We start from the raw sequence: 12,011 nt of genomic DNA on the forward strand, positions 1-12,011 counted from the left end.
GGAGGCAACGCCATGTTCACGAGAGACAGATCCCCGTACGTTCCGCCGCAGGAAGGGCCCGTTGTGGCGGGTGTGAGCCGCGCGTCTACTGGTGCTGCGTCAGGCGGTGGTTGTGGAGCAGTGGTGATTCCGGGCGAGCGCGTCGGGCGGAGGGCGCTTCGCCCTGCGGCTTACAGGAAGACCTCGTGACTCCGCCGCCGAGCGCTTGGCACGACCTGGCGTTGCATTGGCACGCCCATGTGGATCTGCGGGCCAGTTGTTCCAGGTCCCGCCGCAGGCGGCGGCCGGTGGCGGTGTTGTTCACGCCGCGGGCCGCGGCGGCCTGGATGGCCGGAACGGTGCAGCGCTACCGCAGCGAGGCGGTGGCGGTGCGGTACAACGCCGCCACCGGCCCTGCCCCAGCCGACTCGGAATCACGGGACAACTGCCACGACCACCACCTGCTGTCGCTGGGCTACCCCCTCGATGCGCTGATCCTCACCACCACAGGGGAGCTGTACCTGCACCTCGACCCGCTCGGCCCCCGCGAATGCCCCTACCACCGCCCCGAACGACCCGAACGCCACGACTCAGGAGGCAACCATGTTCTCTAACACCATGACGCTGTACCGGGTGGTCAACCCCGACTCGCTGGGCTCCTACACCGAACTGCTGCACCACCAGCCCACCGACCACCGCGTGGACGACGCCGCGGCCTTGCCCCGGCTACGCGAGTGGGCGCTGGCCGTGCTCGACCGCACCGAAGAACGCTTCGGGATGTATCAGATCGCGATCATGCCGCTGGACCAGCACCACAGACCCGACGAGAACGCCTTCCACGATTTGATCGCCGACGACACCGAAGTCATCGAGGACTACCTCTGCTGGTCCGGATGCTCCGAACTCGTCCCCGCCTCGGGTGGTTGAGCTCGTCCGGCCGGGTTGCTTAGGTGGTTACTTGGCGGAACCTCGCGCACGGCTCTCGCTCCGGCAGGCCCGACCTCGAGTAGCCACCTACACCACGTCGGGCCTTCCTCACGAGAGCCGCACCAGAGAACCCGCTGCGGTGCCGATTGTGGGAGTGGTGGGGGCTCGACCTCCGGGAGTGGTCGGAGTGCGGCCCGCGAGGGTGGTCGGAGTTCGGCACTGCATCGACGACCCGACGATTTCGCGAGAAATCGACACCCATCTCTGCCGTACTGCCCCAGCTGAGCGGGAATTTAGTGAGAAATCGACGCCGCTCCGAGGCCGGGACAGCTATCCCGCCCGCGACCGGTAAGCGCCGACCAGCCGCTGACCGACGGTGAACACCGAAGCCGCGGCCAGCACCCACAGCGCCACGTCGAGTACGTACGGCACCCCCAGGCCGTGCAGCCCCGTTCCGACCAGCAGCACGACCAACCGTTCGGCCCGTTCGGCCACCCCCGCCGTGGCGGATAGCCCCTGGGCCTCCGCCCTCGCCTTGACGTAGGAGATGACCTGGGCCGCCACCAACGAGAGCAGCAACGCGAGGCCGCGCGTCTCGTTCCCGGTAGTTACCAGCGCCCACCACAGCAGCGAACCGAACACGGCGCCGTCGGCGATGCGGTCGCAGCCCGCGTCCAGCACTGCCCCGAAGTCACCGCCGTGCCCCGAAGCTCGGGCGACCGCGCCGTCGAGCAGGTCGAACAGCAGGAAAACCGTGACGACCAGGGTTCCGGTCAGCAGCCAGCCGCGCGGGAACAGCGTCACGGCGGCGGCGACGCTGCACACGGTCCCCACCACTGTCACTACATTGGGTGACACACGATGTCGTACCAACCATGCACCGACCGGGTCGGTGATCCTGGAAACCGAGGCTCGCGCGAAAACGTTCAACATCGCTTCGTTTCATCCGCCGCCGTACGGGCAGTCACCCGCACAGCGCAGCTTAACCGGCGTCGATCAGCGGGCCGAAGCGCACCACGCGACAGCGGCTCGCACCGGATGATTTCCGTCACAACGTGGATTGCGCCGAGCGGTGAAGGCGTTGTCTCGCTCGGAAACAATTTCCCCGACACCCTCCGGAGGTCCCGACATGACCGAAACCGCTACCATTCCCGGCTACACCGTGGGCACCTGGGACATCGACGCGGTGCACTCCGACATCGAGTTCACCCTGCGACACATGGGGGTCGGTCGCTCGCGCGGGCGTTTCGACAAGTTCGAGGGGCAGATCGTGACCGCGGCGAACCCACTGGAGTCGAGCGTGACCGCCACGATCGACGCCACCTCGATCAACACCGGTAACGCCGACCGGGACGCCCACGTCCGCAACGAGGACTTCCTGGACACGGAGAACTACCCGACCGCGACCTTCCGGTCCACCGGTATCCGCCAGGACGGCGAGGACTGGATCATCGACGGTGACTTCACCCTCCACGGGGTCACCGTTCCGGTGTCGCTGGAAACCGAGCCGGGCGGCTTCACCGACACCTCCGACGGCGGCAAGCTGCTGGGGCTTTCGGCGAGCACCACGCTGAACCGCACCGACTTCAAGGTCGGCCCCGACGGCGGGGCCATGCTCGGCGAGAAGGTCAAGATCACGCTGGAGATCGAGGCCACCCTGCGGAACTGACCCCGGGGAGCCGAGCTCGCGGAGCCGGCCGATGCCTTCCCGCCGTGTCGGCGCGGGGAGTGGGTCTTTCCGCTTCTGAAACATCGGGGCCGCGCGGAGAAACGCGCGGCCCCGTGAACTCACTCCACCCGCTGCCAGGCGTCGGAGAGCAACTCCCGGGTATCGCCCAGCAACTGGGGCAATACCCGGGTGTGGCCGATCACCGGCATGAAGTTGGAGTCGCCACCCCAGCGCGGGACGACGTGCTGATGCAGGTGCGCGGCGATCCCGGCACCGGCCACCGGGCCCTGGTTCAGTCCGATGTTGAACCCGTGCGGCGCGGAAACGCTGCGAATCACCCGCATGGCGCGTTGGGTGAACTCCGCTACGGCCACGGTCTCCCCCGGCGTGAGCTCGGTGTAGTCGGCGACGTGCCGGTACGGCAGCACCATCAGGTGTCCGGGGTTGTACGGGTACAGGTTCAGCACCGCGAACACGAGCTCGTCCCTGGCCACGATCAGCGAGTCCTCGTCGGAACGATCATCGCCGAGCAGGTGGCAGAACGGACATCCGTCGCTGTTCTCCCCGGTGGGCTTGTTCTCGCCCTGGATGTAGGTCAACCGGTGCGGGGTCCACAACCGCTGCAACGCGTCGGGGACACCGATGCCGTGCTGCGTGCTCGTCTCCGGGCCCGATTCGCCCGCCGTGGATTCCCCGAGGCCGGAGGTTCCCGCACCGCTCGCGGGCTCCTCCGGCTCGTCGTCGGTGCCGTTGTGGGGCAGTCGTGTCACGCCAGCTCCGCTCCGAAGTTCTCCGCGCTCGGTGAAGCGTTCTCGCGACGCTCCACCCAGTTGGTCAGGGCCGCCGCGGCCTGCTCGACCGGTATCTCGTTGAGCTGGCTCCCGTCGCGGAAGCGGAACGAGACCGCGTCGGCTTCGACGTCCTTACCGCCCGCCAGCACCATGAACGGCACCTTCTGGGTGGTGTGGTTGCGGATCTTCTTCTGCATCCGGTCGTCGCCGCTGTCCAACTCGACCCGCAGCCCCTTGGACCGCAGCACGTCGAAGACGCGTTCCAGGTGCGGCAGGTGCTCGTCGGCGATGGGGATCCCCACTGCCTGCACCGGCGACAGCCAGGCGGGGAACGCTCCGGCGTAGTGCTCGGCGAGCACACCGAAGAAGCGCTCGATGGAACCGAACAGCGCACGGTGGATCTTGATCGGGCGCTGCTTGGAACCGTCGGCGGCGGTGTACTCCAGATCGAACCGTTCCGGCAGGTCGTAGTCGACCTGGATGGTCGACATCTGCCAGCTCCTGCCGAGCGCGTCCTTGGCCTGCACGGAGATCTTCGGGCCGTAGAAGGCGGCGCCGCCCGGGTCCGGAACCAGTTCCAGCCCCGAGCTCTCGGCGGCCTCCCGCAACGAGTCGGTGGCACGCTGCCACTGCTCGTCGGTGCCCGAGTACTTCTCCTCGTTGCGGGTGGACAGCTCCAGGTAGAAGTCCTCCAGGCCGTAGTCGCGCAGCAGGTTCAGCACGAAGCCGAGCAGCGACTTCAGCTCGTCCTGCAGCTGGTCCGGGCTGCAGTAGATGTGCGCGTCGTCCTGGGTCATGCCGCGCACCCGGGTGAGGCCGTGCACCACCCCGGACTTCTCGTAGCGGTACACCGACCCGAACTCGAACAACCGCAGCGGCAGCTCACGGTAGGAGCGCCCGCGCGAGCGGTAGATGAGGTTGTGGAACGGGCAGTTCATCGGCTTGAGGTAGTAGTCCTGCCCGGGTTTGCGCAGCTCCCCGTTCTCGTCGTACTCCTCGTCGAGGTGCATCGGGGGGAACATGCCGTCGGCGTACCAGCCGAGGTGCCCGGAGGTCTCGAACAGCGCGCTCTTGGTGATGTGCGGCGAGTTGACGAACTGGTACCCGGCCTGCTCGTGCCTGCGCCGGGAGTAGTCCTCCAGCTCGCGACGGATGATGCCGCCCTTGGGGTGGAACACCGGCAGACCGGATCCGACCTCCTCGGGGAAGGAGAACAGGTCCAGTTCCGCCCCGATCCTGCGGTGGTCCCGGCGTTCCGCCTCGGCCAACCACTCCAGGTGCGCGTCGAGCGCTTCCTTGGACTCCCAGGCTGTCCCGTAGATCCGTTGCAGCTGCCGGTTGCTCTGGTCGCCGCGCCAGTAGGCGGCCGCGACCCGGGTCAGCTTGAAGGCGGGCAGGAAACGGGTGTGTGGCACGTGCGGTCCCCTGCAGAGGTCGCCCCACACGGTCTCCCCGTGGCGGTCGATGTTGTCGTAGACGGTCAGCTCACCGTCGCCGACCTCCATGACCTCGCTGGTGTCGACATCGTCGGAGCCGGACTTGAGATCGACGAGTTCGAGCTTGTAGGGCTCCGAGGCCAGTTCGGCACGTGCGTCGTCCAGCGAGGTGTACTCGCGACGCTGGAACTTCTGCCCCGACTTGACGAGCTGCTTCATGCGCTTCTCCAGCGCCCGCAGGTCCTCCGGGGTGAACGGCCGATCGACGTCGAAGTCGTAGTAGAAACCGTCCTTGACCGGCGGCCCGACACCCAACTTGGCTTCCGGGAACAGCTGCTGCACGGCCTGCGCCAGCACGTGGGCGGTGGAGTGGCGGATGACGCTGCGCCCCTCTTCGGTGTCGGCCGCCACGGCCGACACCTCGGTGTCGGTTTCGGGCACCCAGGCCAGGTCACGTAGCCGTCCCTCGTCGTCGCGCACGACGACGACCGCCTCGGGGCCCTTGGAAGGCAACCCCGCCTGCTGGACGGCGTCGCCGGCCGTAGTGCCCGCCGGTACCTTCACCCGGGATTCCTGCTGGGCTTGGGACGGCGAGACTGACACGGTTACTCCTACGGTTTGCTGCTCGAACGAACGTTTGTCGGAAAACCCGGTCCGGCGGAGTTCGCGGGAAACCCCACCGCCGGGCCGAGGAAACCCTCCTGTCGATGCTATCGGCCACCGCCACGGCCACCGCCATCCGGCTCGTGGGCCTCCCCACACCGGCTCGGCCCCGCACCGGACCGGCGGCCAACCGCTGGTGACGCTTTCACCCCGACCCCTCCAACGAGTCGGCGAGGACCTGTTCCACCTCACCGGCGGAGAACGGTTCACCCGCGTGGCGCCCCCGCACGGCGTGGACCCCCTTCTCGCGCAGCCGTTCGGCCTGCCCGCGGGTGTCCACTCCACCCGCCACCACCGACATCCCCAGCAACCGGGCCGCGTTGATCACGCTGTCGGCCAGGTGCTCGTCCAACGGGTCGGACTCCGGCCACTCGGCGATCCGGGCGAGGTATTCGCCCGCGATGTGCACCGAGGTCACCGGCAGTTCCCGCAATCTGCGTATGTCGGTGTAGCGGGTACCGAAATCGCGGACCGCCAGCCCCGCACCGAACTCGCGAACGATGTCGACGGTGTCCACGGGGTCGCCGACTTCGTCGAACAGCGCGTCCTCCGGAACTCCCAGCCGCAACCGATCCGCGGTGACTCCGCTGTCGGCGAGGATACTCCGGAAATCGTTCACCAGGTCGGGGTCGCGGAAGTACCTGCCGGACAGGTCGACGGCGACGACGGGAGCGCGCTCGCCCAACCCGCGCAGCCAGCCACGGGCGTGGTCACAGACCTGCCGCAACAACCAATCACTCAACCGAGTGATCATCCCGGTGTTCTCGGCCAGCTCGACGAAGCGTTCCGGGGCGAGCTCGCCGAGATCGGGGTGGTCCCAGCGCGGTTCGGCGTGCACGGCCACGACGTGATCGTCGTCGAGACTGCGCACCGGGTGGTACTCCACGAAGAACTCGTTGTTGTCCAGCGCGGCGGGCATGGTGGCCGAGAGTTCGAACCTGCGACGCGCCGCGCTGTTGCGTTCCGCGTCGTAGAGCACCCACTGCGCCTTGCCCTCCTCCTTCGCGCGGTACAGCGTGATGTCGGCCTCGCGCAGCAGCCGTTCGGCGTCGGTGCCCGCGACCGGCTGTTCCACCACCCCGGCACTGGCGGAGGCCTTCAACTCGTGGTTGCCGATCCGCACGGGCCTGCGGACCTCCTCCAGCGTCCGCTCGACCAGTGGCACCATGTCCGGCGGACCCGCTGTGTCCGGCACGAGCAGCACGAACTCGTCACCGCCCATCCGGGCGGCGAGCGCACCCCACCGCTCGGCGACGGCCTCCATCCGCCGCGCCACGGCGAGCAGCAGCTCGTCGCCGATCGGATGGCCGAGGCTGTCGTTGATCGTCTTGAAGCCGTCCAGGTCGAAGTAGCAGATCCCCACCCGCCGACCCGTGGGAACGGGGGAGAGCGCCTCCTCCATCCGGTTGCCCAGGCGGGTGCGGTTGGCCAGCCCGGTCAGCGGATCGGTGCTCGCCTGCAGGGTGAGCCGCTCGTAGAGCAGGTGTCGCTCGGTGACCTCGGCGTAGAGCAGCACCTGGTACTCCGGCGCACCGTTCCCGTCCCTTACCAACGCACCGGAGACCTGGGTCCACACGAGCGTCTCGTCCGGGGCGGTGTAGCGGACGTCCACCATGAACTGCTCGGACACCTCGGCGACGAGTTCGTCCTCCTTCTCGCGGAGGGCATCGCCGTACTCGGCGTCGCACAGCTCCAGGACGTCCTTCCCGAGCAGCTCCGAGCCGGTGGTGCGGAAGATCACTCCCATCGAGTCGTTGACGTCCTGTATCAGACCGTCCAGCCCCACGATGGCGATCCCCAGCGCGGAGGAGTCGAACACGGCCCGGAAACGTGCCTCGCTGGCCCGCAGCGCTTCCTCGGCACCGTCCCGCGCGTCACGCACGGCCCGCTGCACGAGATCCTGATCGGCTAGCACACGCCGCTTGGCGGCAGCGGCGAATCCCTCACCGAACGAAGCCAGCAGTTCGTTCATCCGCTCGGCGGTGTCGCCGTGCACGACTCCCAGTTCCCGAGCCAACCCCGGCAACCGCGAGCCGAGCAGTTCGAGCGTGCGACGCAGCGCGAGGGGGTCGACGAGGTGAACCCGGACCAGATCGGCGGCCAGCTCGTTCACGTTGCCGGAGTCGAACGAATCAGCTGCCAGCGCTCGCAGCAATCGTTCGGTGCGCTCTTCCAGGAAGTCCCACAGTTCGGGGCGCCCCATCGGCACGTAACTCGTGCCGAGCACCACGCGTGCCCACCCGCGGGCGAACTCGGCCACCCGAGAGTCCCGTTCGGGCACGGCCGCGGATTCCTCGGGATCGGAACCACGCGCTTCCGAAGAAGTGTCGTTCATCGGGCTACACCTTGTGTCCGAGCCCGCCGTAGACCAGCGAGCGCGCCGGGTCCTGCCAACGGTCCTCCTCGGTGTCCGGGCGCCACTCCGGCACGTAGACCAGGCCCGGGTCCACCAGTTCGAAGTCCTCCAGCAGCTCACGGATTTCGTCGTAGCTCCGTGAAGTGACCGGATTGCTGCTGTCGGCGTAGAGATCGATGATGCTCTGCAGTAATTCGGGGTAGTGGTCACTGGTGACGTGCGAGAAACCGAGGAAACTTCCCGGAGCCATCCACTCGTGGTAACTCCGGAGAATCTCGGCCGGACGCGCCGAGTCGGGCACGAAGTGGAACAGGGCGACCATCATCACGGCTATCGGCTGTTCCGGATCCAACAGCCGCGCGGCCTGTTCCGACCCGAGGATCCCGTCGATCTCGGCCAGGTCGGCCTGGACCACGTCGGCACGGTCGTTGCCCTCAAGGATCGTGCGACTGTGCGCCACGGCCACCGGCTCGTTGTCGACGTAGAGCACGCGGGCCTCCGGGTCGAGGTCCTGGGCGATCTCGTGCACATTGCCCACGGTGGGGATGCCGGAGCCGATGTCGAGGAACTGCCTGATCCCCTGCCGGAGGCAGTACCGCACCGCCCGGCGCAGAAAGGCCCTGTTGTCCTGCGCCAGCGGTTTGACGTGCGGAACGCGCGACTCGACTTTCCGGGCCAGTTCGCGATCCACTTCGAAGTTGTGCGAGCCGCCCAGATAATAGTCGTAGCACCGCGCGGCACTGGCTGTCTCGAGATCCACGTCCGAGGGCAACCGACTCGGGTCGGTCATGGAAGCTCCTTTGGTCGTGGGCCACCAATGGCACCCCCCGATACCTCGGCCCGTTCGTGATTGGTCCGTTCGGTCCACGGTGCGTCCACCCCGCCCCGGCTTCACCGGAAGCACCACCGAGAGATCAACACGAATCCTATCCTCACCCGTCGCGCCTGATCACTCACGGTCGGTACTGGACCCCCAATCGATACGCCACTACTCCGATCGGGGGTGTAACCAGCGTCACCCGTCCACATCGCGGGCCAGGCGTTTAGGTATGCCTAAGCTGTTTGGGGAGGGTCGTATTCGCCGGGCGGCCGACCGCGAGCCGAGGTTCTCGGCGGGTCGGAACGAACGCCGTACAGGCCCCGCCCACGAACCGACCTCAGTCAGCAACGCGAGGGCACCGCGCCCAGGAGGACCGCCGTGAGCCATCCGCTTCGAGTAGCAGTGATCGGAGCCGGCCCCGCCGGCGTGTACGCCTCGGACATCCTGACCAAGTCGGAAACACCGGTCGAGATCGACCTGTTCGACAGAATGCCCGCACCGTACGGACTGGTCAGGTACGGAGTCGCACCCGACCATCCCCGCATCAAGGGCATCGTCAGCGCCCTGCACAAGGTGATGGACAAACCGGAGATCCGATTCTTCGGCAACGTGGAGTACGGCGTGGACTGCAAGCTGGCTGATCTGCGGCAACACTACGACGCCGTCGTGTTCTCCACCGGAGCCGCCGACGACCGGGAACTCGACATTCCGGGGATCGACCTGCCGCACAGCCACGGCGCTTCCGAGTTCATCTCGTTCTACGACGGGCACCCGGAAGCACCCCGCGACTGGAACCTCGACGCGAGCGGGGTGGCCGTGCTCGGCGCGGGCAACGTGGCCCTGGACATCGCGCGCGTGCTCGCCAAGCAGGCGGACGACCTGCTGAGCACGGAGATCCCGGACAACGTGTACCGGGCGCTGCGCGACTCCTCGGTGACCGACGTGCACCTGTTCGCACGGCGCGGTCCCGCCCAGACCAAGTTCACTCCACTGGAACTGCGCGAGCTCGACCACCAGTCGGAGATGGAACTGATCGTGCATCCCGAGGGATTCGAGCTCGACGAGGCCAGCGAAGAGGCCATCAGGACCAACAACCAGGTCAAGTCCGTGGTCAAAACGCTGCAGGACTGGGCGCTGCGGGATCCGAAGGGCGACACCCGGCGGCGGTTGCACTTCCACTTCCTCCGGCGACCGGTCGAGGTACTCGGGACGGACCGGGTCGAGGGGCTGCGCACCGAGATCATGGAACTGGACGGCAACGGCTCGGTGAACGGTACCGGCGAGTTCGAGACCGTCGAGGTGCAGTCGGTCTACCGCGCGGTCGGCTACCTCAGCTCCGCGCTTCCCGACGTCCCCTTCGACAACCGCTCCGGCACCATCCCGCACGACGGGGGCCGGGTACTGGACATGGACGGGGAGCACATTCCCGGCGTCTACACGACCGGCTGGATCAAGCGCGGCCCGGTGGGACTCATCGGGCACACCAAGGGTGACGCGCTGGAAACCGTGAACAACATGCTGGCCGACATCACCGAGGGTGCGGGCCACGACGGGGAGGCCGTCCCGCGCATGCTGTCGGAGCGCGGGATCGCCTACACGACCTGGCAGGGCTGGAACCTGCTGGACGAGCACGAACGCGCCCTCGGAGAACAACGGGGTCGGGAGCGGATGAAGGTCGTCGAACGCGACGAGATGGTGCGTGTCAGCCGCGACGGCGACAGCTGACGGCGCACCACCTGACGCGGTGACACGGCGCGCCACCGTGCGCCGGAAGCTCGACCGGAGCCGGTAACGCTCCTACGGTCCGACCGGAAGGTACACCCGCGCCGTGCCCACACGTGCGCGGGCCGGTCGGACCGTGGAGCGGAGCGGCGATGGGCTGGGACTGGTTCTGGGCACCGGAGTACGGCCCGGCACGATTCGTGGTGCGGCGGTTGCTCGCGCTGTGCTACGCCATGGGCTTCCTGTGCGTGATCAACCAGTTTCCCGCCCTGCTCGGCTCACGAGGACTGACCCCGACCCCGCCGTTCCTGCGCCACGTGGGCTTCCGCCGCGCACCCAGCCTGTTCCACCTGTACTACTCCGATCGGTTCGTGCTGTGCTGCGGCTGGTTCGGGCTGTCGCTGAGCGTGGCCGCGTTCTGCGGGCTGGCCGACCCGCTCCCGCTCTGGGGCTCGATGGCGGTGTGGTTCGTGCTGTGGGCGCTGTATCTGTCCATAGTCAACATCGGCCGGATCTGGTACGCCTTCGGCTGGGAATCGCTGCTGCTGGAAACCGGTTTTCTCGCGGTGTTCCTCGGACCGGCCCACACCGAACCACCCGTGTTGGTGATCTGGTTGCTGTGCTGGTTGCTGTTCCGGGTCGAATTCGGTGCCGGTCTGATCAAAATGCGGGGTGACCCGGCCTGGCGCGACCTGAGCGCGCTGCACCACCATCACGAGACACAGCCGATGCCCGGCCCGTTGAGCCGGGTTTTCCACCAGCTGCCCGGCGGGCTGCACAAAGTGGAGGTGCTGGCCAACCACTTCACCCAGCTGGTGGTGCCGTTCGGGTTGTTGTTACCGCAGCCGGTGGCCACGATCGCCGCGCTGATCATGATCGCGACGCAGGGCTGGCTGATGCTCAGCGGCAACTTCGCCTGGCTGAACCTGATCACCATCACGCTGGCGTTCGCGGCGATGGACACCACGCTGCTCGGTTGGATACCGGTGGACGCGCTCACACCGGGTTCAGCACTCGGAACCGCCGGTCCGATGTGGTATCGGGCGACGGTGCTGGCCCTGACCGTGCTGGTCGTCGTGCTCAGCTACTGGCCGATCCGCAACATGATCGGGCGCGGCCAGGTGATGAACCGCAGCTTCAACAAGCTGCACCTGGCCAACACCTACGGCGCCTTCGGCAGTGTTACCCGGGCTCGGTTCGAGGTGGTACTGGAGGGCCGCGGCGAGGACGACGAGTGGCGGGAGTACGGCTTCCGGGGCAAGCCGGGGGACGTGACGAAGCGTTCGCCGCAGGTGGCGCCGTATCACCTGCGGCTGGACTGGCTGATGTGGTTCGTGGCGATCTCGCCGTCCTACGGGCGGGGATGGCTGGAACGGCTGCTGGTGGCGATGCTGCGCGACGAACGTCGGATCCTCTCGCTGCTGCGACACAACCCGTTCCGGGAGGCCGCCCCGCGCTACGTTCGCGCCCGACTGTTCCGCTACCGGTTCAGCACCGCCGCCGAGAAGCGCGAGTCCGGCGTCTGGTGGGTGCGTACCCCGGTTTCCGAACTGATCCCCGCGGTATCGCTGGACGACGTTTCACCGAACGACTGATCGAAGCGTTCAGGGATCCTGCACTCGTAGCATGTTTACCTGAAGCACGTTCT

The 12,011-nt window shown here is 67.5% G+C and carries 10 protein-coding genes; 5 read left to right on the top strand and 5 right to left on the bottom strand.

From position 1 onward, the window contains the following. Nucleotides 1-185: 185 nt before the first annotated feature. A complete protein-coding gene (locus tag BM394_RS14805) occupies nucleotides 186-593 on the top strand; it encodes a hypothetical protein (protein WP_139235236.1) in 408 nt (135 codons plus the stop codon). After that, nucleotides 583-906: a hypothetical protein gene (locus BM394_RS14810; RefSeq protein ID WP_092979000.1), complete on the top strand. Its 324-nt coding sequence runs from the start codon at nucleotides 583-585 to the stop codon at nucleotides 904-906. Before BM394_RS14805 ends, BM394_RS14810 begins: the two co-directional genes overlap by 11 nt. A 330-nt stretch (nucleotides 907-1,236) precedes the next feature. Here BM394_RS14810 and pgsA read toward each other — a convergent pair whose 3' ends face one another. Next, entirely contained in the window at nucleotides 1,237-1,839 is a 603-nt protein-coding gene (gene pgsA / locus BM394_RS14815) for a phosphatidylinositol phosphate synthase (protein ID WP_092979003.1), read from the bottom strand. A gap of 196 nt (nucleotides 1,840-2,035) precedes the next feature. Here pgsA and BM394_RS14820 point away from each other — a divergent pair, with 196 nt between their 5' ends. Further along, entirely contained in the window at nucleotides 2,036-2,575 is a 540-nt protein-coding gene (locus BM394_RS14820; protein ID WP_092979005.1) for a YceI family protein, read from the top strand. Between the two features lie 119 nt (nucleotides 2,576-2,694). Here the strand turns inward: BM394_RS14820 and BM394_RS14825 are convergent, their stop codons facing one another. The 4 genes from BM394_RS14825 to BM394_RS14840 form a co-directional block, all read right to left on the bottom strand. After that, entirely contained in the window at nucleotides 2,695-3,219 is a 525-nt protein-coding gene (locus BM394_RS14825; protein ID WP_207227656.1) for an HIT domain-containing protein, read from the bottom strand. A 122-nt stretch (nucleotides 3,220-3,341) separates the two neighbouring features. Beyond that, nucleotides 3,342-5,405, bottom strand: coding sequence for a threonine--tRNA ligase (gene thrS, locus BM394_RS14830; protein ID WP_245780210.1), 2,064 nt, complete (start codon nucleotides 5,403-5,405; stop codon nucleotides 3,342-3,344). 205 nt (nucleotides 5,406-5,610) lie between these two features. Beyond that, a complete protein-coding gene (locus BM394_RS14835) occupies nucleotides 5,611-7,800 on the bottom strand; it encodes a putative bifunctional diguanylate cyclase/phosphodiesterase (protein WP_092979009.1) in 2,190 nt (729 codons plus the stop codon). Between the two features lie 4 nt (nucleotides 7,801-7,804). Continuing rightward, the gene (locus BM394_RS14840; protein ID WP_092979011.1) at nucleotides 7,805-8,611 is read right to left on the bottom strand and encodes an SAM-dependent methyltransferase; all 807 of its coding nucleotides are present in this window, start codon (nucleotides 8,609-8,611) and stop codon (nucleotides 7,805-7,807) included. Nucleotides 8,612-9,019: 408 nt separating this feature from the next. Here BM394_RS14840 and BM394_RS14845 point away from each other — a divergent pair, with 408 nt between their 5' ends. Together BM394_RS14845 and BM394_RS14850 are read left to right on the top strand one after the other, a co-directional pair. Further along, the gene (locus tag BM394_RS14845) at nucleotides 9,020-10,366 is read left to right on the top strand and encodes an FAD-dependent oxidoreductase (protein ID WP_092979015.1); all 1,347 of its coding nucleotides are present in this window, start codon (nucleotides 9,020-9,022) and stop codon (nucleotides 10,364-10,366) included. Nucleotides 10,367-10,515: 149 nt separating this feature from the next. Beyond that, a complete protein-coding gene (locus BM394_RS14850) occupies nucleotides 10,516-11,958 on the top strand; it encodes a lipase maturation factor family protein (RefSeq protein ID WP_092979017.1) in 1,443 nt (480 codons plus the stop codon). Nucleotides 11,959-12,011: the final 53 nt, after the last annotated feature.

The sequence above is a fragment of the Actinopolyspora lacussalsi subsp. righensis genome, assembly GCF_900116555.1.
Classification (GTDB): Bacteria; Actinomycetota; Actinomycetes; order Mycobacteriales; family Pseudonocardiaceae; genus Actinopolyspora; species Actinopolyspora lacussalsi.